Source organism: Mycobacterium sp. E1386, assembly GCF_001672745.1.
Lineage (GTDB): Bacteria > Actinomycetota > Actinomycetes > Mycobacteriales > Mycobacteriaceae > Mycobacterium.
The window spans coordinates 53,540-78,762 of the sequence record NZ_LZKH01000078.1; the positions used below are offsets into that span (position 1 = coordinate 53,540).

General features: G+C 67.5%; 22 protein-coding genes. 13 read left to right on the forward strand and 9 right to left on the reverse strand.

Annotation, left to right across the window (positions count from 1 at the left end):
* Nucleotides 1-83: 83 nt before the first annotated feature.
* From A5709_RS08540 to A5709_RS08575, 8 genes are all read left to right on the forward strand, one after another.
* Nucleotides 84-818, forward strand: a complete 735-nt coding sequence (locus A5709_RS08540; protein WP_068119395.1) for an NUDIX hydrolase — start codon at nt 84-86, stop codon at nt 816-818.
* Nucleotides 815-3,196: a hypothetical protein gene (locus A5709_RS08545; RefSeq protein WP_068119398.1), complete on the forward strand. Its 2,382-nt coding sequence runs from the start codon at nt 815-817 to the stop codon at nt 3,194-3,196. Before A5709_RS08540 ends, A5709_RS08545 begins: the two co-directional genes overlap by 4 nt.
* Nucleotides 3,193-6,813: a murein biosynthesis integral membrane protein MurJ gene (locus A5709_RS08550; RefSeq protein WP_068119402.1), complete on the forward strand. Its 3,621-nt coding sequence runs from the start codon at nt 3,193-3,195 to the stop codon at nt 6,811-6,813. The genes A5709_RS08545 and A5709_RS08550 overlap by 4 nt, the downstream gene beginning before the upstream one ends.
* Before the next feature lie 65 nt (nt 6,814-6,878).
* Nucleotides 6,879-7,490 (forward strand): RNA polymerase sigma factor SigM, encoded by a 612-nt coding sequence (gene sigM / locus A5709_RS08555; protein ID WP_067948106.1) that lies wholly within the window; start codon nt 6,879-6,881, stop codon nt 7,488-7,490.
* A complete protein-coding gene (locus tag A5709_RS08560; protein WP_068119405.1) occupies nt 7,483-8,211 on the forward strand; it encodes a hypothetical protein in 729 nt (242 codons plus the stop codon). Before sigM ends, A5709_RS08560 begins: the two co-directional genes overlap by 8 nt.
* A gap of 90 nt (nt 8,212-8,301) precedes the next feature.
* A complete protein-coding gene (trxB, locus tag A5709_RS08565) occupies nt 8,302-9,309 on the forward strand; it encodes a thioredoxin-disulfide reductase (RefSeq protein WP_067948109.1) in 1,008 nt (335 codons plus the stop codon).
* Nucleotides 9,306-9,659: a thioredoxin gene (gene trxA, locus A5709_RS08570; RefSeq protein WP_067948111.1), complete on the forward strand. Its 354-nt coding sequence runs from the start codon at nt 9,306-9,308 to the stop codon at nt 9,657-9,659. The genes trxB and trxA overlap by 4 nt, the downstream gene beginning before the upstream one ends.
* Nucleotides 9,660-9,794: 135 nt before the next feature.
* On the forward strand, nt 9,795-11,015 hold the full coding sequence (locus tag A5709_RS08575; protein WP_068008639.1) for an N-acetylmuramoyl-L-alanine amidase: 1,221 nt from the start codon (nt 9,795-9,797) through the stop codon (nt 11,013-11,015).
* Here A5709_RS08575 and A5709_RS08580 read toward each other — a convergent pair.
* The 9 genes from A5709_RS08580 to rpmH all read right to left on the reverse strand — a co-directional run bounded on the left by A5709_RS08580 (nt 11,012) and on the right by rpmH (nt 17,393).
* Entirely contained in the window at nt 11,012-11,764 is a 753-nt protein-coding gene (locus tag A5709_RS08580; protein ID WP_067948115.1) for an acetyltransferase, read from the reverse strand. The two genes, A5709_RS08575 and A5709_RS08580, sit on opposite strands and share 4 nt — an antisense overlap.
* Nucleotides 11,765-12,029: 265 nt before the next feature.
* Nucleotides 12,030-13,013, reverse strand: coding sequence for a ParB/RepB/Spo0J family partition protein (locus A5709_RS08585; RefSeq protein WP_067948117.1), 984 nt, complete (start codon nt 13,011-13,013; stop codon nt 12,030-12,032).
* A 23-nt stretch (nt 13,014-13,036) separates the two neighbouring features.
* A complete protein-coding gene (locus A5709_RS08590) occupies nt 13,037-14,017 on the reverse strand; it encodes a ParA family protein (RefSeq protein WP_082953248.1) in 981 nt (326 codons plus the stop codon).
* Entirely contained in the window at nt 14,014-14,739 is a 726-nt protein-coding gene (gene rsmG, locus A5709_RS08595) for a 16S rRNA (guanine(527)-N(7))-methyltransferase RsmG (protein WP_068008636.1), read from the reverse strand. The genes A5709_RS08590 and rsmG overlap by 4 nt, the downstream gene beginning before the upstream one ends.
* A gap of 57 nt (nt 14,740-14,796) precedes the next feature.
* Nucleotides 14,797-15,354 (reverse strand): R3H domain-containing nucleic acid-binding protein, encoded by a 558-nt coding sequence (locus A5709_RS08600; protein ID WP_067948121.1) that lies wholly within the window; start codon nt 15,352-15,354, stop codon nt 14,797-14,799.
* Between the two features lie 81 nt (nt 15,355-15,435).
* Nucleotides 15,436-16,542: a membrane protein insertase YidC gene (yidC, locus tag A5709_RS08605; RefSeq protein ID WP_156673169.1), complete on the reverse strand. Its 1,107-nt coding sequence runs from the start codon at nt 16,540-16,542 to the stop codon at nt 15,436-15,438.
* On the reverse strand, nt 16,526-16,867 hold the full coding sequence (gene yidD / locus A5709_RS27320; protein WP_082973822.1) for a membrane protein insertion efficiency factor YidD: 342 nt from the start codon (nt 16,865-16,867) through the stop codon (nt 16,526-16,528). Before yidD ends, yidC begins: the two co-directional genes overlap by 17 nt.
* Nucleotides 16,864-17,226, reverse strand: coding sequence for a ribonuclease P protein component (gene rnpA / locus A5709_RS08610; RefSeq protein WP_067948125.1), 363 nt, complete (start codon nt 17,224-17,226; stop codon nt 16,864-16,866). Before rnpA ends, yidD begins: the two co-directional genes overlap by 4 nt.
* A gap of 23 nt (nt 17,227-17,249) precedes the next feature.
* Nucleotides 17,250-17,393 (reverse strand): 50S ribosomal protein L34, encoded by a 144-nt coding sequence (rpmH, locus tag A5709_RS27325; RefSeq protein ID WP_073880743.1) that lies wholly within the window; start codon nt 17,391-17,393, stop codon nt 17,250-17,252.
* Nucleotides 17,394-17,943: 550 nt separating this feature from the next.
* Between rpmH and dnaA the strand changes: the two genes are divergently transcribed.
* From dnaA to gyrB, 5 genes are all read left to right on the forward strand, one after another.
* Nucleotides 17,944-19,476 carry a chromosomal replication initiator protein DnaA gene (gene dnaA / locus A5709_RS08615; RefSeq protein ID WP_067948139.1) on the forward strand — a complete coding sequence of 511 codons (1,533 nt, stop codon included), beginning with the start codon at nt 17,944-17,946 and terminating at the stop codon, nt 19,474-19,476.
* A gap of 537 nt (nt 19,477-20,013) precedes the next feature.
* Nucleotides 20,014-21,213, forward strand: a complete 1,200-nt coding sequence (gene dnaN, locus A5709_RS08620) for a DNA polymerase III subunit beta (RefSeq protein ID WP_067948127.1) — start codon at nt 20,014-20,016, stop codon at nt 21,211-21,213.
* Nucleotides 21,214-22,365, forward strand: a complete 1,152-nt coding sequence (gene recF, locus A5709_RS08625) for a DNA replication/repair protein RecF (RefSeq protein WP_068008634.1) — start codon at nt 21,214-21,216, stop codon at nt 22,363-22,365.
* Nucleotides 22,362-22,919 carry a DUF721 family protein gene (locus A5709_RS08630; RefSeq protein ID WP_067948131.1) on the forward strand — a complete coding sequence of 186 codons (558 nt, stop codon included), beginning with the start codon at nt 22,362-22,364 and terminating at the stop codon, nt 22,917-22,919. The genes recF and A5709_RS08630 overlap by 4 nt, the downstream gene beginning before the upstream one ends.
* A 254-nt stretch (nt 22,920-23,173) precedes the next feature.
* The gene (gene gyrB, locus A5709_RS08635) at nt 23,174-25,207 is read left to right on the forward strand and encodes a DNA topoisomerase (ATP-hydrolyzing) subunit B (RefSeq protein ID WP_067948133.1); all 2,034 of its coding nucleotides are present in this window, start codon (nt 23,174-23,176) and stop codon (nt 25,205-25,207) included.
* Nucleotides 25,208-25,223: the final 16 nt, after the last annotated feature.

Consider the following 25,223-nt stretch of genomic DNA (forward strand, 5'->3'; position numbering starts at 1 on the left):
ACACTCGGTCCTGAGCCATCGCGCGCCCCGCTAGCGGCGAGTATGTCCTGGGAGCGGATGCCGTGCCAGCTACTATCGCTTGGGTGTCGGACGGCGAACAAGGCAAGCCACGCAGGCGCCGGGGGCGGCGGCGCGGTCGTGGCGCTGCGAGTTCGACCGAGAACCAGACTAACGGCCAAGCCCCCGCCGACTCGACGCCGACGAAATCGCGCCGATCCCGGTCGCCTCGCCGCGGACCGGACCGGCTGCGGACCGTGCACGAAACCTCCGCCGGAGGACTGGTCATCGACGGCCTCGACGGGCCCCGTGACTCTCAGGTCGCGGCGCTCATCGGCCGCGTCGATCGCCGGGGGCGGATGCTCTGGTCGTTGCCCAAGGGGCACATCGAGCTCGGTGAGACCGCAGAGCAGACCGCTATAAGAGAAGTCGCCGAGGAGACCGGCATCCGCGGCAGCGTGCTGGCCGCGCTCGGGCGCATCGACTACTGGTTCGTCACCGACGGCCGCCGGGTCCATAAGACCGTGCACCACTATTTGATGCGCTTCTCCGGCGGCGAGTTGTCCGACGAGGACCTCGAAGTGGCCGAAGTGGCCTGGGTGCCGATGCACGAGCTGCCGTCGAAGCTGGCCTACGCCGACGAGCGTCGGCTGGCCCGAGTGGCCCACGAGCTGATCGACAAACTGCAGAACCACGGCCCCGCCGCCCTGCCACCGCTGCCACCCACCTCGCCCCGGCGCCGCCCGCAGACGCACTCGCGCACCCGGCATGCCGACAAGCCGGCGACCAGCCGGAAGAACGGCCACGGGCCAGGGCCGTGACGGCGCCGCGACTCTGCTTGTTACGCCTCGCGGCGGTGATCGGCATCGTGGCCGGGTTCGCGATGCTCGCCGCACCCGTCATGCCGCGCGCGGCTGCCGGCGAGCCGGGCGTGACGCCGTTCGTGCGCGTCCGCATCGACCAAGTCACCCCAGACGTGGTCACCACGTCCAGCCAACCCGTCGTCACCGTCAGCGGCATGGTGACCAACATCGGCGACCGCCCCGTCCGCGACGTCATGGTCCGCCTCGAACACGCGGGCGCGATCACCGCGTCCACGGGCTTGCGGACCACGCTGGACGGCGACACCGACGGATACCAACCGGCCGCCGATTTCCTCACGGTCGCTCCCGAACTGCAACGCGGCCAAGAAGCCGGCTTCACCCTGTCGGCGCCGCTGCGCTCGTTGACCAAACAGTCCTTGGGGATCGACAAGCCCGGCATCTACCCGGTACTGGTCAACGTCAACGGCACACCCGACTACGGCGCCCCCGCCCGCCTCGACAACGCGCGGTTCCTACTGCCCGTGGTCGGCGTGCCCCCCGACCAGGCCGGCGACCTGGGCTCCGCCGTCGCGCCCGACACCTCCAAACCCGTGTGGATCACCATGTTGTGGCCGCTGGCCGATCGGCCCCGGCTGGCCCCCGGCGTGCCCGGCGGCACCATTCCCGTGCGCCTGGTCGACGACGACCTGGCCACCTCCCTGGCCAGCGGTGGCCGGCTCGACATCTTGCTGTCCGCGGCCGAGGTCGCCACCAGCCACGACGTCGACCCGGACGGCGCGGTCGGCCGGGCCTTATGCCTGGCCGTCGACCCCGACCTGCTCGTCACCGTCAACGCGATGACCGCGGGCTACGTGGTGTCCGATTCGCCCGAGGGCCCCGCCCAACTCCCGGGCACCCCGACCCATCCGGGCGCCGGACAGGCCGCCGCCGCCGAGTGGCTCAACCGGCTGCGCGCCCTCGCGCACCGCACCTGCGTGGCGCCGCTTCCCTACGCGCAAGCCGACCTGGACGCCCTGCAACGCGTCAACGACCGAGGCCTGAGCGCCACCGCCACCACCGATGTCAACAGCATCGTCGACCGCATCCTGGACGTGGCCTCCGTCCGCGGCGCCACGCTGCTGCCCGATGGCCCGCTGACCAACCGCGCGGTCAACCTGATCGGCGCCAACCAAAGCTCCGTCGCCATCGCCGCCGCCGACTTGTCCGCCGCGGACGCGCAGGGCTCCGCCGAGGCCACCGTCGACACCGCGCCGCGGCGGCTGTCCCCACAAGTCGTGGTCGCGCCGTTCGACCCGGCGGTGGGCGCCGCGCTGGCGGGGGCGGGAAGCTCCCCCGCCGTCCCCACCTACCTGGACTCGTCGCTGACGGTCCGGCTCGCGCATGACTCGGTGACCGCACGCCGCCAGGACGCCTTGGGCTCCATGTTCTGGCACGCCTTGCGCCACGACGACGCGCCCCGCACCCAGATCCTGGTCCCGCCCGCGACGTGGAACTTGCAGGCCGACGACGCACACGTGATCTTGACCGCGCTCACCACCACCATTCGGTCCGGTCTTGCGGTACCGCGACCGCTGCCGGCGGTAATCGCCGAGGCCTCGACCCGCGCCGAGCAGTCCGAGCAGGCCGGGGCCTACACCTCGGCGCGCGGCCGATTCGGCGACGACGTGACCGCCGCGGTGGCCGGCCAGGTCGGCAGGCTGTGGGGCCTGACCTCGGCGCTGAGCACCGACGAGCGCACCGGGCTGACCGGCATCCAGTACACGGCGCCGCTGCGCGAAGACATGCTGCGCGCGCTGAGCCAATCCGAACCGCCCGACACCCGCAACGGAATGGCCCAGCAGCGCCTGGCCGTCGTCGGCAAGACGATCAACGACCTGTTCGGCGCGGTCACCATCGTCAACCCGGGCGGCTCCTACACCCTGGCCACCGAGCACAGCCCCTTGCCGCTGGCGCTGCACAACGGCCTCTCCGTCCCCATCCGGGTGCGGCTGCAGGTGGACGCCCCGCCGGGGATGACGGTCACCGACGTGGGCCAGATCGAATTGCCGCCGGGATACCTCCCGCTGCGGGTGCCGATCGAAGTGAACTTCACCCAACGGGTCGCCATCGACGTGACGCTGCGGACCCCGGAGGGCCTGCGGCTCGGTGAGCCCGTCCGCCTGTCGGTGCATTCCAACGCCTACGGCAAGGTGCTGTTCGCCATCACCATGACCGCTGCGGCCGTGCTGATATTGCTGGCCGGCCGACGCCTGTGGCACCGCTTCCGCGGCCAGCCCGACCGCGCCGACCTGGACCGGCCGGACCCGCCGGAGGCCAGGTCCGCGCACGCGGACGACCAGACCGACGATCGGGTCGAGCAAGAGCACCGAGTATGAAACCCGCTCACCGGCAGGCCGCACCGCAACACCCGCGCCCGCCACAGCCGCCGCGGCGACCCCGGACCTCGGGCTCGCCGCCCACGGGCCCGCTGCCGCCCGTCCCGGCGGGGATCGATCGCCGGCGACCCGAACTGTCCGACGCGGCGCTGGTATCGCGGTCGTGGGCGATGGCCTTCGCCACGCTGGTCAGCCGGCTGACCGGCTTTGGCAGGATCGTGCTTCTCGCGGCCATCCTGGGGGCCGCGTTGTCCAGCGCGTTCTCGGTGGCCAACCAGCTACCGAACCTGGTGGCCGCGCTGGTGCTCGAGGCGACCTTCACCGCCATTTTCGTGCCGGTGCTGGCCCGCGCCGAACAGAGCGACCCCGACGGCGGCGCCGCGTTCGTGCGGCGCCTGGTCACGTTGACGACCGCGCTCCTGGTATTCGCGACCGCGCTGTCGGTGCTCGCCGCGCCGCTGCTGGTGCGGCTCATGCTCGGCCGCGCACCGCAGGTCAATGAGCCGCTGACCACCGCGTTCGCCTACCTGCTGCTCCCCCAGGTGCTCGCCTACGGCCTGACGTCGGTGTTCATGGCGATCCTCAACACCCGCAACGTGTTCGGGCCGACCGCATGGGCGCCGGTGGTCAACAACATCGTCGCCCTCGCGACCCTGGCGGTGTACGCGGTCGTCCCGGGCGAACTGTCGGTCGACCCCGTCCGGATGGGCAACACCAAGCTGTTGGTCCTCGGCATCGGCACCACGCTGGGCGTCTTCGCGCAGACCGCGGTGCTGCTGGTGGCGCTGCGGCGCGAGCGGGTCGATCTGCGGCCCCTGTGGGGAATCGACGAGCGCCTCAAGCGCTTCGGCACGATGGCCGCGGCGATGGTGCTCTACGTGCTGATCAGCCAGCTCGGGCTGGTGGTTGGCAACCAGATCGCCAGCACCGCGGCCGCCTCGGGTCCCGCGATCTACAACTACACCTGGCTGGTCTTGATGCTGCCGTTCGGCATGATCGGCGTGACAGTGCTGACCGTGGTGATGCCACGACTGAGCCGCAACGCCGCCGCCGACGACACCAAGGCCGTGCTCGCCGACCTGTCGCTGGCCACCCGCCTGACGCTAATCACGCTGATCCCGATCGTCGCGGTCATGACCGTCGGCGGTCCCGCGATCGGCAGCGCGTTGTTCGCCTACGGCCACTTCGGCGGAGTCGACGCCGGATACCTGGGCGCCGCGATCGCCCTCTCGGCGTTCACCCTGATCCCCTACGGCCTGGTGCTGCTGCAGCTACGCGTCTTCTACGCGCGCGAGCAGCCCTGGACGCCGATCGTCATCATCCTCGTCATCACGGCCGTCAAGATCGTCGGATCCGTCCTGGCGCCCCACCTGACCGACGACCCCAAGCTGGTGGCCGGTTATCTGGGGCTGGCAAACGGCATCGGGTTTTTGGCCGGCGCCGTCATCGGTTACCTCTTGCTCCGGCACACCCTGCTGCCGACGGGCGGCCACCTGATCGGCAGCGGTGAGCTGCGCACCATCCTGGTCACGATCACGGCCTCTATGCTCGCCGGTCTGGTGGCCCACGTGGCCGACCGGCTGGGGGGACTGGACCAGCTGACCGCGCACGGCGGCGCCGCGGGCTCGTTGCTGCGCCTGCTCATCCTGGCCGTCATCATGCTGCCGATCATGGCGACGGTGATGCTGCGCGCGCGCGTCCCGGAGGCGCAGGCCGCGCTGGACGCCGTCAGACGCCGCTTCGGGGGCCGTGCGGCGCTTCCCCGCAAACCGATGACACAGGATCGATCGTCCGGCCGGTCCCCGGTCACGTACCCTGAGCAGAGGAATTCGTCCCCGCCTGGGGTAAATGCGGTCCAGGAGCCGATCCGGCGCAGACCTCCGGAGCGGGCAATCCCAGCCCGGATAGCGAAAGGACCGGAGGTGACCGACCGCCCTGTCGAGAGTGCCGCGTCGGGTGCCGAGCTGCCACGACCGGTTGCCGACGACTTCCAACCCGACATTCCCGCCGACCGCCCGTCCGAGCCAGCGCCGCCGCGCGCGTCCGACCAGCGCAACGGCGACGTTGCGCCGGAGTCGCGTGGCGGCCCGGCCCCGTTTGACGCGCCCCGCGACCGTGGCGGGGACCCGGCCGGAGACGACGTCCATTTGGTTCCCGGCGCTCGCATCGCCGGCGGCCGCTATCGCCTGCTGGTCTTCCACGGCGGCGCGCCGCCCCTGCAGTTCTGGCAGGCGCTCGACACCGCGCTGGATCGGCAGGTGGCGCTGACCTTCGTCGACCCCGACGGCGCGTTGCCCGACGAGGTGCTGCAGGAAATCCTGTCCCGCACGCTTCGGCTCAGCCGCATCGACAAGCCCGGCATCGCCCGGGTGCTCGACGTGGTCCACACCGGCCACGGCGGCCTGGTCGTCTCGGAGTGGCTGCGGGGCGGTTCGCTGCAGGAGGTGGCCGACACCGCGCCGTCGCCCGTCGGCGCCGTCCGGGCCATGCAATCGCTGGCCGCGGCCGCCGACGCGGCCCACCGCGCCGGTGTCGCGTTGTCGATCGACCACCCGAGCCGGGTGCGCGTCAGCATCGAGGGCGACGTCGTGCTGGCGTACCCGGCGACCATGCCCGACGCCAACCCGCAGGGCGACATCCGCGGTATCGGCGCAGCGCTGTACGCCCTGCTCGTCAATCGGTGGCCGCTCGCGGAGTCCAGCGTGCGCAGCGGGCTCGCGCCTGCCGAACGCGATTCGACGGGCCAGCCCGTGGAGCCCATGGTGATCGACCGCGGCATTCCCTTCCAAATTTCGGCCGTCGCGGTCCGCGCGGTTCAGGAGGATGGCGGAATACGCAGCGCCTCAACGCTTTTGAACCTGCTGCAACAGGCAACTGCGGTAGCCGACCGCACCGAGGTGCTGGGCCCGATCGATGATTCGCCGGCGCCCGCGGCCGCGCGTGCGTCCGCGGATCAGGACGACGCGACCCTGGCACGTAGGCGTCGCAATCTGTTGATCGGCGTGGGCGCGGGCCTCGTCGTCATCGTGGTGGCCCTGCTGGTCCTGGCGTCGGTGGTGAGCAAGATCTTCGGCAACGTCGGCGGCGGCCTCAACAAGGACGAGCTCGGGCTGAACAACCCCTCCTCATCCACCTCGTCGTCGGCCCCCAGCTCCGCGGCCGCCGGCAGCGTGGTCAAGCCGACCAAGGCGACGGTCTACTCCCCCGACGGCGATGCCGACAACGCCGGCACGGCGGGGCAGGCGATCGACGGCGACCCCTCGACCGCCTGGGCGACCGAGGTCTACACCGATGCGGTTCCGTTCCCCAGCTTCAAACAGGGTGAAGGCCTGATGCTGCAGTTGCCCAGCGCCACCGTTGTCGGGCAGGTCACCATCGACACGCCGAGCAGCGGGACGAAGGTCGAGATTCGCTCGTCGGCGACGGCCTCCCCGGCGTCACTGAACGACACCACCGTGCTGGCGCCCGCCTTCACGCTCAAGCCGGGTCACAACGTCATCCCGGTCCGAGCGGGTTCGCCGACGTCGAACCTGTTGGTGTGGATCTCCACGCTGGGGACCACCAACGGCAAGAGTCAAGCCGGCTTCTTCGAGATCACGGTCCAGGCCGCTTCCTGATTCGCGCTCACAACGCCTTGCCGTGGTGAAGTGCCGCCCCGCAACCGATTGGTTACTGTCCGGCCGTGGGCTCCCGGGGAGACATTCAGCGCGACCGCAGTGATGCCGAGCTGCTGGCAGCCCACGTCGCCGGCGACCGGCACGCCTTCGGCGAGTTGTTCCTGCGCCACCAGCGACAGCTGCACCGGCTGGCCCGGCTGACCACGCGCACTGCCGAGGACGCCGAGGACGCCCTGCAAGAGGCCATGCTCTCGGCGCACCGCGGCGCCGGCGCGTTTCGGCATGACGCCGCTGTCGGCAGCTGGCTGCACCGCATCGTCGTCAACGCATGCCTCGACCGGCTGCGGCGCACCAAGGCCCACCCGACCGTCCCGCTCGAAGACACCTACCCGGTGGCCGATCGAACGGCTCAGGTCGAGACCGCAATGGTGGTGCAGCGCGCCCTGATGCGGCTTCCCGTCGAGCAGCGGGCCGCGGTGGTCGCCGTCGACATGCAGGGGTACTCGGTGGCCGACACCGCCGCCCTGCTCGGCGTCCCCGAGGGCACCGTCAAGAGCCGGTGCGCACGGGCGCGGATGCGCCTCGCCGAGCTTCTCGGCTATCTCAAAGCCGCGCCCGACCTGGGCCCACCCATGGCCGTCAGGCAGCGCATGACGGACACTGGGGCGGATGAGTGAAGCCGACGACGAAGCCGACGAGCCGCCCCTGACGGTCGAGCTTCTCGCCGACCTGCAGGCCGGTCTTCTGGACGACGAAGCCGCGGCCCGCGTGCGTCGACGGGTCCGCGATGACCCGCAGGCCGAGCAGGTTCTGCGCGCCCTCAACCGGGCGCGCTGTGACGTCGCGACGCTGGGAGGCGACCCGGCACCCGATGTTCCGCCCGAGGTCACCGCCCGGATCTCGGCGGCGCTGGCCTCGGCTGAGGCCGACCAGCCGGTCGCGCACTCCGCGCGGCCCCGGATCCGGCCCGCGCGGGTGGTCGCCGTGGTGGCGGGCGTGGGCGCGCTGCTCGCGGCGATCGGCGTGGGCTCCGCGGCTCTGATCACCGCGCCGGAGCCCGCGCCGAGCACCCCGGTCACCGCCGAGCACATCACGGTGTCGACCCCGCCGATGGTGGTGCCGCTGTCGCGGGAGGAAATACTGGCCCTGCTCGACCAGAGCCCGGATTACGGCCCCCTCGGTGACCCGGCCCGGCGCGCCTCCTGCCTCACCGGCCTCGGCTATCCGGCGTCCACACAGGTGCTCGGCGCACGCCGGGTCGAGATCAACGCCCGCCCCGGCGTCGTGCTGGTGGTAGCGGGCGACACTCCCCACAGCCTGGCGGTCTATGCGGTCGCGCTGAACTGCAGCGCCGCTGACACCGGTTTGTTGGCCAACACCGAAGTTCCCCGCCCTTAGTGTGGTGCGGTGGGTTGTCCGACACCCGGGAACAGCCGTGCCTACGCTGGCGTTTGTACGAGTCCAGGGACGATCGTTTGAAAGGGTTCCATGACCGCCGACACTGTGCACGACGTGATCATCATTGGTTCGGGTCCTGCTGGGTACACCGCGGCGTTGTATACGGCGCGGGCGCAGTTGGCACCGGTGGTGTTCGAGGGGACGTCGTTTGGTGGCGCGTTGATGACCACCACCGAGGTGGAGAATTTCCCGGGCTTTCGTGACGGCATCACCGGTCCCGAGTTGATGGACCAGATGCGCGAACAGGCCCTCCGTTTCGGGGCCGATCTGCGGATGGAAGACGTCGAATCGGTTTCGCTGGACGGTCCGGTCAAGTCGGTGACGACCGCCGAAGGCGAGACCGTCCGCGCGCGGGCGGTCATCTTGGCCATGGGCGCGGCGGCGCGGTATCTGGGGGTCCCCGGTGAGCAGGAGCTGCTGGGCCGCGGGGTGAGTTCCTGCGCGACCTGTGACGGGTTCTTCTTCAGAGACCAAGACATCGCGGTGATCGGTGGCGGGGACTCCGCGATGGAGGAGGCCACGTTCTTGACCCGGTTCGCGCGCAGCGTCACCCTGGTGCACCGCCGCGACGAATTCCGCGCCTCGCGCATCATGCTCGAACGCGCCCGGGCCAACGACAAGATCACCTTCGCGACCAATAAGGCCGTGCTGAGCGTCGAAGGCGATCAGACGGTGACGGGTTTGCGGGTGCGCGACACGCTGACCGGTGAGGAGTCGACCCTGCCCGTGACCGGTGTGTTCGTGGCGATCGGTCACGATCCGCGCTCGGAGTTGGTGCGCGATGTCCTCGACACCGATCCAGAGGGTTACGTGCTGGTCCAAGGCCGCACGACGGCCACCTCGATCGAGGGGGTGTTCGCCGCCGGGGACTTGGTGGATCGCACATACCGCCAGGCGATCACCGCCGCCGGCAGCGGCTGCTCAGCGGCCATCGACGCCGAACGCTGGCTGGCCGACCATGTCGAATCGAGCTCTGCGGCTCAAAGCGACGCAACCGAATTTCCTGGCAGTACCGAGATGATTGGAGCACCTCAATGACCGACTCCGAAAAAGCCGGGGCCACAATCGAAGTCTCTGACGCGTCATTCTCCACGGAGGTGTTGTCCAGCAATAAGCCTGTGCTGGTTGACTTTTGGGCGACCTGGTGCGGGCCGTGCAAGATGGTCGCACCGGTGCTGGAGGAAATCGCGAGCGAACGCGCCGAGCAGCTCACGATCGCCAAGCTCGATGTGGATGCCAATCCGGAGACCGCGCGCGACTTCCAAGTCGTCTCCATCCCCACCATGATTCTGTTCAAAGACGGCCAGCCGGTGAAGCGGATCGTCGGCGCCAAAGGCAAGGCGGCGCTGCTGCGGGAGCTCGCGGACGCGGTTCCCAACCTCAGCTGATCCTGATCTGAGTTCGCCGCACCACACCCCGACGTTCAGCCTGGGGTTTTCCCGAATATGCGAAGCATCTGCGACAATTGCTGTTAGCTGTTGCTCAGATCCGAGCCTGTCAGTGTGTCCCGGAGGGCCTTTGGTATGTCGAGTCCGCGCCGTGAATACGGCGATGCGCTGCGCTGTGGTGACCGTAGCGCAGCTGTGACCGAGATCCGGGCTACGTTGGCAGCGCTAGGGCTGCTGGACGGCGCCGAAGATGATCTCACCACCGGCCGGCACGTGCCCCCCGAGCTCTTCGATATCGAACTCGACCAGGCGGTACGCGCTTTTCAGCAGCACCGCGGCCTGCTGGTGGACGGCATCGTCGGCGAGGCCACCTATCGGGCGCTGAAAGAGGCGTCCTACCGGCTCGGCGCGCGCACGCTCTATCACCAATTCGGTGCCCCGCTCTACGGCGACGACGTCGCCACCCTGCAGGCCCGGCTCCAGGACCTCGGTTTCTACACCGGCCTGGTCGACGGCCACTTCGGGCTGCAGACGCACAACGCGCTGATGTCCTACCAGCGTGAGTATGGGCTCGCCGCCGACGGCATCTGCGGTCCAGAAACATTGCGCTCCTTGTACTTTCTGAGTTCTCGCGTCACGGGCGGTTCACCGCACGCCATTCGCGAGGAGGAGCTGGTCCGGAGATCAGGACCCAAGCTGTCGGGCAAGCGGATCATCATCGATCCGGGTCGCGGCGGCACGGATCACGGCGCGCTCATGCAGGGTCCGTCAGGCCCGGTCAGCGAAGCGGATGTGTTGTGGGACTTGTCAAGCCGCCTCGAGGGGCGGATGACCGCCATCGGCATGGAAACCTTCTTGTCACGGCCGGTCAACCGCAGTCCCTCCGACGCCGAACGCGCCGCCACGGCCAACAACGTCGGGGCGGACCTGATGATCAGCCTGCGCTGTGAAAGCCAGCCCAGCCCCGCGGCCAACGGCGTGGCTTCCTTTCATTTCGGAAACTCGCACGGCTCGGTGTCCACCATCGGGCGCAATCTGGCGGATTTCATTCAACGAGAAGTGGTGGCCCGCACCGGGTTACGGGATTGCCGAACCCACGGCCGGACATGGGATCTGCTGCGTCTGACGCGGATGCCCACGGTGCAGGTGGACGTCGGCTACATCACCAATCCACAGGATCGCGCAATGCTGATCTCGACGCAGACCCGCGACGCCATCGCCGAAGGCATCCTCGCCGCGGTCAAACGGCTCTACCTCCTGGGCAAGAATGACCGGCCCACCGGCACTTTCACCTTCGCCGAACTACTGGCCCACGAACTGTCCGTGGACCGCGCCAGCCGGCTCGGCGGCTCCTAGCCGATTTCGGCGCCCTGCAACGCATTTCCCGACGCGGACCCGGCCCCTACCGGCTCTTGCAGTTGTGCGTTTTCCAGCAGGCGCTCCAGGGCCGCCTCGACTTCGGCCTTCCACCCGAGGCCCTTGTCCAGTTCGAGGCGCAGCCGCGGAAAGTAGGTGTGCGGCGCCACCACAACGAAACCCGCGTCCTGCAGAAACTCCGCGTCAATCACGCAGTGGTCCACCGAGCAGTCACCGACGGCCTCCAGCACCGGCCGCACATCAGGGCCAGCCGTCAGCGGGTCCTGCAACTCCGACGCCGCCGGCGTGCGGCCGAAGGCTTCCAGCGCCCGCACTCCGCGCCGAACCAATTCGTCGATCACCCGGGCGAGCAGCCCGTGCAGCACATCGTCGGCGGCCTGCCCCGGCTCGATGCCCATCGAAGTCAGCAGCACCGCGTCCGCGGAGACCGGCGCGGTGGGGAACCGCTGCGCCCGCGGCACCGCACGCGGCGGCGCGTAGAAGACGTAGCCCAAGCACGGCGGTTCGCTTTGGCTTCGGTCGTCGACGGCCGCGGTCGCGACTTGACCGCATGACCCCCACTCCAGCATGACCATCGACAGCCAAGCTTCCTTCTCGAACTCCGGATCGGCGAGGTGGTCCTGATTACCGAGGGTCGCTGGGTCGACCTCCCAGTACACGCAGCGGCGCGCATGCTTGGGAAGCTGTTCGAAGGCCTCGAGGCGCAGCGGGGTGATTCGAGCGGACACTAGCCTCCTGGCTCCTGTGCGGTACTGCAGCCAATGGCACCGGCAACCCCTCCAGGATAAGAGAGGAGGTCGCAATCCGGCCAGCTTTGTCGTCGAGGCACCGATCACGGCCCCGGAACGCTCAGTGCGTTACCGTCCAGACCGATTTGTTACCGAAAATCGTTGAAACGCATGTGCTTTCGTAACTCGGTGCGCCCGACGGCCCGGTGTTGCTCATCCGTAACCGATCCGGTGTCACAGTGACGTAATTACAGGGTATGACCGGTCACGCCTTGGCGGTGGTCATCATGTCGATGATTCGCTGCAAATCGTCCACGGAGCCGAATTCCACGACGATCTTGCCCTTGCGTTTGCCCAGGCTGACCGTCACCCGGGTGTCGAAGGCGTTCGACAGCCGATCGGCCACTTCCTGGAGTCCCGGCATCTGGATCGGCTTCCGCCGCTGCGGGGCGGGCGTGCTCGCGCCGCTGCGATTGGCCAGCGTCACGGCCTCCTCGGTCGCCCGCACCGACAATCCCTCCGCGACGATCCGGCTGGCCAGCTCCTCCTGCGCCTCGGGCCCGCCTTCCAGCGATAGCAGAGCGCGGGCGTGACCGGCCGACAGCACGCCTGCGGCCACCCGCCGCTGCACCGGAATCGGCAGCTTGAGCAACCGAATCATGTTGGTGATCAACGGGCGCGAACGGCCGATGCGCGAGGCGAGTTCATCGTGGGTGACGCCGAATTCGTCGAGCAGCTGCTGGTAAGCCGCCGCCTCTTCCAAGGGGTTGAGCTGCACCCGGTGGATGTTCTCCAGGAGGGCGTCGCGGAGCAGGTTGTCATCGCCCGTCTCGCGCACGATGGTGGGGATGGTGGCGAGCCCTGCCTCTTGGGCGGCCCGCCAGCGCCGCTCCCCCATCACGATCTGATACCGCGGGCCCGTCTTCGCTCCGGGCACGGCCCGCACCACGATCGGCTGCAGCAGACCGAACTCGCGGATGGAGTGCACCAGCTCGGAGAGCGCCTCGTCGTCGAACACCTGCCGCGGCTGGCGGGGATTGGGCTCGATGTCGGCCGGTGCGATTTCGCGATACACCGCGCCCGCCGGCGCCAGCTCCGGGCCCGGTCCGCCGATCAACACGTCCGCCGCCGCGTCCCCCATCCGCGGACCGAGGGTCGCGGGGCCCGAGTCGCCTTCGGCCGGACCGGTCGGGATCAGCGAAGCCAGTCCCCGGCCGAGGCCACCCTTCTTGCGTAACGGCTGCGTCATGGTCGTCCCTTCACGGATGGTGGTCAATCGCGTTCGGCGAGTTCGCGGCTCGCGTCGAGATAGCTCATCGCCCCGCGCGAACCGGGGTCGTAGTCGATGATGGTCATGCTGTAGCCGGGCGCCTCGGAGACTTTGACGCTGCGCGGGATCACCGTGCGCAGCACCTTGGTTCCGAAGTACCGGCGCACCTCTTCGGCGACCTGGTCGGCGAGCTTGGTCCGGCCGTCGTACATGGTGAGCACCACGGTGCTCACGTCGAGCTGCGGGTTCAGGTGGGCCTTCACCATCTCGATGTTGCGCATCAGCTGTGACACACCCTCGAGCGCGTAGTACTCGCACTGGATCGGGATCATCACCTCGGGCGCGGCGACGAGCGCATTGATGGTCAGCAGTCCCAGCGACGGTGGGCAATCGATGAAGACGTAGTCGAAGTCGAGGTCGTCCAGTTCCGCCAGGGCGGTCCGCAGCCGGTTCTCTCGCGCCACCATGCTGACCAATTCGATCTCGGCGCCCGCCAAGTCGATGGTGGCGGGAACGCAGAAGAGTCGCTCATTGTGCGGGCTGCGCCGCAGCGCGTCCTTGACGGCAACCTCGCCGATGAGTACCTCGTATGACGAAGGCGTGCCCGACTGCCGATCGGTGATACCGAGGGCTGTGCTCGCATTGCCCTGCGGGTCGAGATCGATGACCAACGTCTTGAGCCCCTGCAGCGCCAGGGCCGCGGCCAAGTTGACCGCTGTGGTGGTCTTGCCGACGCCGCCCTTCTGATTCGCGACGGTCAGGATTCGGCGATGACTCGGTCGGCGCAGCGGCGGATAAGTGGTGTGCAGGATCCGCATCGCCCGCTCGGCGGCGGCGCCTATCGGCGTATCGAATTCGTCCGCTGTTTCACGTGAAACATTCGCCGCGGGGTCCCCGATCGCCTCCGTCGGCCGGTGCTCCGGCGCAACGGTCGCGGGTGCCTGGACGTGCGCGGCGCTCGGCGATTCTCCCGGATTGCTCATCGGTTTCCGGCCTTCCCCATCCGTGCCGGCTGCTGGCGCGGCTGCCTTCCGCGTCGGGCGATCACTACGGTCGCGGGGGGACGCAAATAGGTCGCGCCACATGTCACCACCCTGGCATCAACGGCGCCCGATGCTGCCATCACACGCCGGTACTGTTCAAGTTCGTCGCGTCCGCGCTCGCCCTTGATCGCGAGCATCCGACCGCCCGGCCGCAGCAACGGTGTGCTCCACTTCGCCAACTTGTCCAAAGACGCAACCGCTCGTGACACCGCCGCATCCCTTTCCCCGAACTGGTGACGTACCCACAGTTCCTCGGCACGGCCGCGGACTACTTCGACGGCTAACCCTAGTTGGTCGACGACCTCGCTGAGAAATTCGCTGCGGCGCAACAACGGCTCGAGCAGCACCACGTCGAGATCCGGACGTGCAAGTGCCAGCGGGATGCCGGGCAGTCCCGCGCCGCTGCCGATGTCGATGACCCGCTCCCCCGGCTCGAGCAACTCCGCGAGCGCAGCGCTGTTGAGCAGATGGCGGTCCCAGATGCGCTCCACTTCGCGCGGGCCGAGTAGTCCTCGTTGCACGCCGGGGCCAGCCAACAGCTCCGCGTACCGTCGCGCCAGGCCGAGGCGCGGACCGAAGATCGACGCCGCGGCTTCCGGCTCCGGCGAGGCGGGCTGGTCCCCGTCGGGTTCGACCGAGCCGACATGTTTCACGTGAAACATCCTCTGCTTTGCCTGCGCGAGACCGGGCGGCCGCCGGAACTACACAGCTGTAACTCGCTAGTCGTGCAGGACCACAACTCGTCGCGCGGGCTCCACGCCCTCGCTTTCGCTGTGCACGCCCGGCACCGCCGCGACAGCATCGTGAACGATCTTGCGCTCGAACGGCGTCATGGGTGCCAGCTCCTCGCGTTCACCGGATTGCAGCACGCGCCGCGCCACCTTGTCGCCAAGGGCCGCCAACTCTTCGCGGCGCCGCCGGCGCCAACTGGCGATGTCGAGCATCAACCGGCTGCGGACGCCCGTCTTCTGGTGCACGGCCAATCGGGTGAGCTCCTGCAGCGCGTCCAGCACCTCGCCGCCGCGGCCCACCAACTTGTTCAAGTCATCGCTACCGTCGATGCTCACGACCGCCCGGTTGCCTTCGACGTCCAGATCGATGTCACCGTCGAAGTCCAACAGGTCCAACAACTCCTCCAAGTAGTCGCCGGCTATCTCGCCCTCGGCGACCAACCGCTCCTCTTGGTCGTCGAAGTCCTCGGCGCCTTCCTCAGTCGGCCGCTCGGCTTCGAGTTCGGTATCCGCGTCGCGTTCGGTGGTGGTGTCTGCGTCGGTCATGTCTTTCTCTCCCTCATCCACGGGTCCCTGCCAATCGGGGTCACCCTCCCAGGGCAGCCCGGTACGGCGATGTCTCCCTTGTCAGCGTTTGCGTTTTTTGGGTCGCGCGCCCGGCCGCGGAGTGCGGTTGGGCGTGCCACCGTTTTGTGCACTCGGATTCGGCTTGTCCGCCCCGCGCTCCGCCGGCGGGGCTTCGCCATCGGCGGCCTCGGAGTCCGCCGCCGATTCGGCGGTCGAAGACCCGTTACCCCCCGGCTGTCCCGCCTTGGGGTTGCGCTTCGGTTTGGCCCCAGGCGCCGGCGCGTTGGCCGCCCGGCGTTGCAGCGCTTCTTGCTTCTTGGCCTCGTCCTCTTTTTCGATCATGCCGAACACGTAGTGCTGCTGACCGAACGTCCAGATGTTGTTCGCGAACCAGTACAGGATGATCGCGAGCGGCAGGAAAGGACCACCGACGACCACGCCGAGCGGAAAGACGTACAGCGCAAGCTTGTTCATCATCGCCGTCTGCGGATTGGCCGCTGCTTCCGGGCTCTGCCGCGCCACCGATGCCCGACTGTTGAAGTAGGTCGCGATGCCGGCCAGGATCATCACCGGCGCGCCAACCGCGATGACCGCCGGCCGGCTGAAGAAGGTGAACGCGTCCAACCCCGTCCGCTGCGTCATGAACGCGCCAATCGGTGCGCCGAACAAGTTGGCATCCAGGAAGTGCCCGACGTCCGTCGGGGTGAAGACGTAGTTTCCGGTGAGGCGGTTCTGCGCCACCGACAGGTGCGGCTGGCCGAAGCCCCCGGTGGTCCGGTTGAACGACCGCAACACGTGATACAGGCCGATGAACACCGGGATCTGGGCGAGCATCGGCAAGCACCCGAGGATGGGGTTGAACCCATGCTCGCGTTGGAGCTTCTGCATCTCCAGCGCCATCCGCTGGCGGTCTTTCCCGTACTTCTTCTGCAGCGCCTTGATCTGCGGCTGCAGTTCCTGCATCTGACGCGTGGTGCGGATCTGCCGCACGAAGGGCTTGTACAGCAGCGCCCGCAGAGTGAATACCAGGAACATCACCGACAGCGCCCACGCGAAGAAGTTCGACGGTCCCAGCATCGAGGCGAACAGCTTGTACCAGGCCCACATGATCCACGACACCGGGTAGTAGACGAAGTCGAGGCTAAAGAAATCAAACAAGAGTTCCACTCTCCCCTCGCGCCGCCGGGCGGGCCCAAACGTCGCTGGCATCTTCGAAGTTCACGTGACATCCCGGGCGCTCCGGTATCGGATCCCATCCACCCCGATGCCATGGTCCGCACTTGGCAAGCCTGACCACAGCCAACCAACTCCCCCGCAGCAAGCCGTACTCGTTCAGTGCGTCGACCGCGTACTGGCTGCAGGTCGGCACGAAGCGACATGTCGCCGGCCGCAGGGGCGAAACCATGTGCCGGTACAGCTGGATCAGAAAAATCAGGCCCCGTGCGGTCGCCGCACCCAGCGTATGGACGGCGGCACGCTCCGGCGCGGTCACCCTTGCCGTCCCGCCGACTCGAACGCCCGGCGCAACCCTCGGCGCAACTCGTGGGCCAACCGCTCCGACGACGCGGTCCGGCTGCCGGGCAGCGCCCGGATGACCAGCTGATCGGAATCGTGGAGGTCGCCCAGAACGGAGCGCGCCACATGTCGCAGCCGGCGTGAGACCCGGTGCCGTTCCACGGCCGAGCCCACCGATTTCCCGACGATCAATCCGACCCGCGGAGCCGTCGCCGTATCGTGATCTCCCGCCCGCCGGACGTGGACCACGATGTCGCGCTGCGAGACGCGGACGCCGTGCTTCACGGTCGCGTCAAACTCCGTGGACCGCCTCATACGGTTGCGTGCGGAAAGCACCGCCGAAAAACCCGACGTTGCGATCAGGCAGATAGCGCGCGGCGCCCCTTACGGCGCCGGCTCGACACAATCGAGCGTCCGGCGCGGGTTCGCATGCGCAACCGGAAGCCATGCACGCGGGCTCGGCGCCGGTTGTTCGGCTGGAAGGTCCGCTTGCCCTTGGCCACGACGTTCTCCTCGTTGTATCTCGCATTTCCATCCGGCCGGCCAGACGTCTTGCTCAGGTTCGTCTGCGGGTCGGTCGGAGGTAATCTTGCTGCTGGCCGGCGCGGTCCCCAGGCAGACCTGGGTCGCAGCCGCATCGCCGACTTTCGGGCGACTGTTTGAGGGTACTGACCACGCTTCGCCTGGTCAAACCTGGCCTGCCCCAACGCACACCCCGGTCTCGAGCCGAACCGGGCCCAAGGAACCCTAAACAACGCGATTGGAATGCAGCAGAACGGTTGGCAGCCGCACGGAAAACTGTTAGCTTCTGCCAGTGTCGTTTTAGACTGCAACGGCGCTCCACAACGAAGCGAGGATGGTGGGTCGACTAGCTGCCTAGACAGCCTTCAACGGTTTTCTTCCAGCACGGAGATCGCGAGCCGTCGCCGGCAGGTTCTGGTTCGCATACGCCCATCCTGTCCACACCTGTGTATAACTATGTGGACAGTCGCTTTGTCACCAAGCGTGGTTGTACCTCGACCCGGGATGCTCGAGAACCAGGGGGATGCGTCGTTGACCGATGACCCCGGTTCAGGTTTCACGACCGTGTGGAACGCGGTTGTTTCCGAACTGAACGGCGAATCCACCCCCGACGGGGTCGCCGCCAACCGCACCACGCTCATCGCTCCCCTGACGCCACAGCAACGGGCGTGGCTGAATCTGGTGCAGCCGTTGACCATTGTCGAGGGATTCGCGCTGCTGTCGGTACCGAGCAGTTTCGTCCAGAACGAAATCGAACGTCATCTCCGCGCCCCCATCACCGACGCCCTCAGCCGCCGGCTCGGACAGCAGATCCAGCTGGGGGTGCGCATAGCGCCGCCCGACGACGACGCCAACGACGTTGTGATCCCGCAAGGCGAACCCTTTCCCCAACCCGAAGCGTCGTTCGCCGAGGACGACGACATCGACACCGATGAGGCCGAGGAGAACGGCGAAGGGGCCGACGGTGCGCCGCAGAGTTGGCCGAACTACTTCACCGAGCGTCCGCACCCCGCCGATCCGGCGGTAGCCGGCGGTACCAGCCTGAACCGCCGCTACACCTTCGACACGTTCGTCATCGGCGCCTCCAATCGCTTTGCGCACGCCGCGGCCCTGGCGATCGCCGAAGCACCGGCGCGCGCTTACAACCCGCTCTTCATCTGGGGTGAATCGGGTCTGGGTAAGACCCACCTACTACATGCCGCAGGCAACTACGCCCAGCGGTTGTTCCCCGGGATGCGCGTCAAGTACGTCTCCACCGAGGAATTCACCAACGACTTCATCAACTCGCTCCGCGACGACCGCAAGGTCGCGTTCAAGCGCAGCTACCGCGACGTCGACGTCCTGCTCGTCGATGACATTCAGTTCATCGAAGGCAAGGAAGGTATCCAGGAAGAGTTCTTCCACACCTTCAACACGCTGCATAACGCCAACAAGCAGATCGTCATCTCCTCGGACCGGCCGCCCAAACAGCTCGCCACCCTCGAAGACCGCCTCCGCACCCGGTTCGAGTGGGGCTTGATCACCGACGTCCAGCCGCCCGAACTCGAGACCCGCATCGCCATCTTGCGTAAGAAGGCACAGATGGAGCGGCTCGCGGTGCCCGACGACGTCCTGGAGCTGATCGCCAGCAGCATCGAGCGCAACATCCGCGAACTCGAGGGCGCCCTCATCCGCGTCACCGCGTTCGCCTCGTTGAACAAGACGCCCATCGATAAGGCGCTGGCCGAGATCGTCCTGCGCGACCTCATCGCCGATGCCAGCACCATGCAGATCAGCGCGGCGACCATCATGGCCGCGACGGCCGAATACTTCGACACCACCGTCGAAGAACTACGCGGCCCCGGCAAGACCCGCGCGCTGGCGCAGTCACGCCAGATCGCGATGTACCTGTGCCGCGAGCTGACCGACCTGTCGCTGCCCAAGATCGGCCAGGCATTCGGCCGTGACCACACCACGGTGATGTACGCGCAGCGCAAGATCTTGTCCGAGATGGCCGAGCGGCGTGAGGTCTTCGATCACGTCAAAGAGCTCACCACTCGCATCCGGCAACGCTCGAAGCGCTGACTCCGGGCCTCTCGGCGCCCCGGCCGCGTAATTGATTCCAAAAAACTTCTCGCACGTCTGTCACACGAGCCACACCAAAAGGTTGTGCGCAGGACTGTGCACAACGCAATCAAACACCCGTGTACTAAGCGGCGCCGCGTGCACAGGCGTCCTTCCTCCCCAGCGGCCCAACACGCGACCCACAGTTGCCCACGCGGTGATCCACAGCCCGACACCCCGCCCCAGCTGCGTCAAGCCGTCGCTATCCCCAGTCTGCACAGGCCTTATTACTAGTACTGAGATCTCTTCGTCGTTTCTTCTTTGAAATACAGCGTTGGGGACGCGCGGTGGAATGCCCGTCGCGGATCCGCCGGTAACCCGGCTTGTCGGGCTTCGCGATTAGCTTTCAAGATGGCCCCAGACGATCTACGGTTGTTCTTCGACTGCCGTTGCGGTCGCCGGTGGCATGACATGTCAGTGGCGTTCGTGGCGGAGCCCCACGCTAGCGGGGTAAGGCTAGCCACTGACTTCTAAACGCTCGGCAGGTGAAGGGACGCTATGGACGCGGCGACGACGAGAGCTGGCCTCAGCGACTTGAAGTTTCGTTTGGTGCGGGAGTCTTTCGCCGACGCGGTGTCGTGGGTGGCGAAGAACCTGCCGACCCGGCCGGCGGTGCCGGTGCTCTCGGGAGTGTTGTTATCCGGCTCCGATGAGGGCTTGACCATCTCCGGATTCGACTACGAAGTTTCCGCCGAAGCGCAGGTTGCAGCGGAAATCGCTTCTCCCGGAAGCGTTTTGGTGTCCGGACGGTTGTTGTCAGACATCACCCGGGCATTGCCGAACAAGCCCGTCGACTTCTACGTCGACGGTAATCGCGTCGCGCTGAACTGCGGCAGCGCCCGATTCTCGCTGCCGACGATGGCGGTCGAGGATTACCCGACGCTGCCGGGCTTGCCCGAAGAGACCGGGACACTGCCCGCTGAGCTCTTCGCGGAGGCGATCAGCCAGGTGGCCATTGCGGCCGGCCGCGACGACACGCTGCCGATGCTGACCGGGATCAGGGTCGAGATCTCAGGAAACACGGTGGTTTTGGCGGCCACCGATCGGTTCCGCCTCGCGGTGCGCGAACTGACGTGGTCCGCGTCCTCCCCCGACATCGAGGCCGCCGTGCTGGTGCCCGCGAAGACGTTGGCCGAGGCGGCGAGGGCGGGAGCCGACGGCTCCGAGGTCCGTTTGTCGCTGGGCGCCGGCAGCGGTGTCGGCAAAGACGGGCTGCTGGGCATCAGCGGGAACGGCAAGCGCAGTACGACGCGGCTGCTGGATGCGGAGTTCCCGAAGTTCCGCCAGCTGTTGCCGGCCGAGCACACGGCGGTCGCCACCATCAACGTGGCCGAGCTGACCGAGGCGATCAAGCTGGTCGCGTTGGTCGCCGATCGGGGTGCCCAGGTGCGGATGGAATTCTCCGAGGGCTCGCTGCGGCTGTCCGCGGGCGCCGACGATGTCGGCCGGGCCGAGGAGGACCTCGCCGTCGATTTCGTGGGCGAGCCGTTGACGATTGCGTTCAACCCCACTTACCTCACCGACGGCTTGGCAGCGGTCCATTCGGAGCGGGTGTCGTTCGGCTTCACGACGCCGGGTAAGCCGGCGTTGCTGCGGCCGGCCTCGGCCGACGACAGTCCGCCCAGCGGGAACGGCCCCTTCGGGGCGTTGCCGACGGATTATGTCTACCTGTTGATGCCAGTTCGGTTACCCGGATAGGTGTACGTCCGGCATTTGGGACTGCGCGATTTCCGGTCCTGGGCGCAGGCCGACCTCGAACTGCAGCCGGGCCGGACGGTGTTCATCGGTTCCAACGGTTTCGGTAAAACGAATCTCATTGAAGCACTGTGGTTTTCGACAACCTTGGGCTCACATCGAGTAGGTACCGATACACCGCTGATCCGGGCTGGGGCCGACCGCGCAGTGGTGTCGACGATCGTGGTGAACGAGGGCAGGGAATGCGCGATCGACCTGGAGATCGCGGCGGGCCGGGCCAATAAGGCGCGATTGAACAGGTCACCGGTGCGCAGCACACGCGAGGTGATCGGAGTTCTGCGCGCCGTGCTCTTTGCTCCCGAAGACTTGGCGTTGGTGCGTGGGGATCCCGCGGAGCGGCGTCGCTACCTGGATGATCTGGCGACGGTGCGGCGGCCGGCGGTCGCCGGCGTGCGCGCGGATTACGAAAAGGTGCTGCGCCAGCGCACCGCGTTGTTGAAGTCCGCCGCCGGAATTCGGCACCGGGGCGACCGCGGCGCGCTGGACACCCTCGACGTCTGGGACAGCCGGTTGGCGGAGCACGGCGCCGAGTTGATGGCGGCGCGCATCGACCTGGTCAACGAGTTGGCGCCGGAGGTGGAGAAGGCCTATCAGTTGCTGGCCCCGGCGTCGCGGCCGGCGGCGATCGCGTATCGGACCAGCATCGGCGCACATACGGCGGACGGCGGGGGCGACCGCGAGTTCCTGGAGGCCGCCCTGTTGGCCGCGTTGGCCGAACGCCGCGACGCGGAGTTGGATCGCGGTATGTGTTTGGTGGGCCCGCATCGCGACGATCTGGAGCTGTGGCTGGGCGATCAACCCGCGAAAGGCTTTGCCAGTCATGGGGAATCGTGGTCTTTCGCGGTGGCGCTGCGGTTGGCGTCGTACGAACTGCTGCGAGCCGACGGGAGTGAACCGGTGTTGCTGCTCGATGATGTGTTCGCCGAACTCGACGCGGCCCGCCGCCGAGCGTTGGCGACGGTGGCGGAATCGGCGGAGCAGGTACTGGTGACGGCCGCGGTGCTGGAAGATATTCCGGCGGACTGGGACGCCACGCAGGTGCACATCGATTTGCGCGACGACGACCTCGGTCGGGTCTCGGTGGTGCGGTCATGACCGGCGGCGACCAACAGGATTCCGCCGCCGCACAACCGGGTCGGCTGCAGGGCATCGACCTGGTCAGGCGCACCCTGGAGGAAGCCCGCGCCGCGGCTCGCGCGCAAGGCAAGGACGCCGGGCGGGGACGGTCGACGCCGCCGGCCACCCGACGCGTCGCGGGGCAGCGAAGAAGCTGGTCGGGACCGGGACCCGACGTCCGCGACCCGCAACCGCTGGGGCGGTTGGCGCGCGACCTGGCGAAGAAGCGCGGTTGGTCGACGCAGGTCGCCGAGGGCACCGTGCTCGGCAACTGGTCGTCGGTGGTGGGCCAGCAGATCGCCGACCACGCCACCGCGACGGCGTTGAATGACGGGGTGCTCAGCGTGGCCGCCGAATCCACCGCATGGGCCACCCAGCTGCGGATGATCCAGTCGCAGCTGTTGGCGAAGATCGCGGCGGCGGTTGGCAACGGGGTCGTGACGTCGCTGAAAATCACCGGCCCCGCCGCGCCGTCGTGGCGCAAGGGGCCGCGGCACATCGCCGGGAGGGGTCCGCGCGACACCTACGGCTAGGCCTCGATCGGCGCCCACGATCCCCAGACACCCCTTTATCAACAGGCCGCTCAAAGCCGCCAGGACGACGTGAAGTGCCTTGACGCACGTCGGGACGCGGCGGGAATAGAGAAATCGTCCGCACGGCGCGGTTAGCTGGGCAGAAACGCGCCCAGAGAATCGGTGCGGACGGCTCATCACGGTAGACTGGCGGCATGCGACTGCTGCGGTGACTGGAACCGCCCGCATGAAACCCCAAGGAGAGCATTCCGACCGTGGCTGCCCAGAAGAAGAAGGCGCAAGACGAATACGGCGCTTCAGCGATCACCGTGCTCGAAGGGCTTGAGGCCGTCCGCAAACGCCCCGGCATGTACATCGGGTCCACCGGTGAGCGCGGGCTGCACCATCTCATCTGGGAGGTGGTCGACAACTCGGTCGACGAGGCGATGGCGGGTTACGCGACCAAGGTCGATGTGCGGCTGCTCGATGACGGCAGCGTGGAGGTCACCGACGACGGGCGCGGCATTCCGGTCGCCATGCACGCCACCGGAGCCCCCACCGTCGACGTGGTGATGACGCAGCTGCACGCCGGCGGCAAGTTCGGTGGCGAGAACAGTGGTTACACCGTCAGCGGTGGGTTGCACGGTGTCGGCGTCTCGGTGGTCAACGCGCTGTCCACCCGCCTGGAAGTCAACATCAAACGCGATGGCCACGAGTGGTTTCAGTACTACGACCGCGCCGTGCCCGGCACCCTCAAGCAAGGCGAGGCCACCAAGAAGACCGGCACCACGATCAGGTTCTGGGCCGATCCCGAGATCTTCGAGACCACCCAGTACGACTTCGAGACGGTCGCGCGGCGGCTCCAGGAGATGGCCTTCCTCAACAAAGGTCTCACGATCAATCTCACCGACGAACGAGTCGAGCAGGACGAGGTCGTCGACGAGGTGGTAAGCGACACCGCCGAGGCGCCCAAGTCCGCCGAGGAGAAGGCGGCGGAATCGACTGCGCCGCACAAGGTCAAGCACCGCACGTTCCATTACCCCGGCGGCCTGGTCGACTTCGTCAAGCACATCAACCGCACCAAGAGTCCGATCCAGCAGAGCGTTATCGACTTCGACGGAAAAGGCCCCGGTCACGAGGTCGAAATCGCCATGCAGTGGAACGGTGGTTACTCGGAGTCGGTGCACACCTTCGCGAACACCATCAACACTCACGAAGGCGGAACGCACGAAGAGGGCTTCCGCAGCGCGTTGACCTCGGTGGTGAACAAGTACGCGAAAGACAAGAAGCTGCTCAAGGACAAGGACCCCAACCTCACCGGCGACGACATCCGGGAAGGCCTGGCGGCGGTCATCTCGGTCAAGGTGGCCGAGCCCCAGTTCGAGGGCCAGACCAAGACGAAACTGGGCAACACCGAGGTCAAGTCGTTCGTGCAGAGGGTGTGCAACGAACAGCTTACCCACTGGTTCGAGGCCAACCCCTCGGAAGCCAAAACCGTAGTGAACAAGGCGGTTTCGTCGGCGCAGGCCCGTATCGCGGCACGCAAGGCACGAGAGCTGGTGCGCCGCAAGAGCGCCACCGACCTCGGCGGGCTGCCCGGCAAGCTCGCCGACTGCCGCTCCACCGACCCGCGCAAGTCGGAACTGTATGTGGTGGAGGGTGATTCGGCTGGCGGCTCGGCGAAGAGCGGTCGCGACTCGATGTTCCAGGCGATCCTTCCGTTGCGCGGCAAGATCATCAACGTCGAAAAGGCACGCATCGACCGGGTGCTGAAGAACACCGAAGTCCAGGCGATCATCACCGCGCTGGGTACCGGGATTCACGACGAATTCGACCTGACCAAGCTGCGTTACCACAAGATCGTGCTGATGGCCGACGCCGACGTGGATGGCCAGCACATCTCGACCCTGCTGCTGACGCTGTTGTTCCGGTTCATGCGACCACTCATCGAGAACGGGCACGTGTTCTTGGCGCAGCCACCGCTGTACAAGTTGAAGTGGCAACGCACCGATCCCGAGTTCGCCTACTCCGACCGTGAGCGCGACGGCCTGCTGGAGGCCGGACTGAAGGCCGGCAAGAAGATCAACAAAGAGGACGGCATCCAGCGGTACAAGGGTCTGGGTGAAATGGACGCGAAGGAGTTGTGGGAAACCACGATGGACCCGTCGGTGCGGGTGCTGCGTCAGGTCACCCTGGACGACGCCGCGGCCGCCGACGAGCTGTTCTCGATCCTGATGGGCGAAGACGTCGACGCGCGCCGCAGCTTTATCACCCGCAACGCCAAAGACGTTCGCTTCCTGGATGTCTGACCTTCCCAGCTGCCGA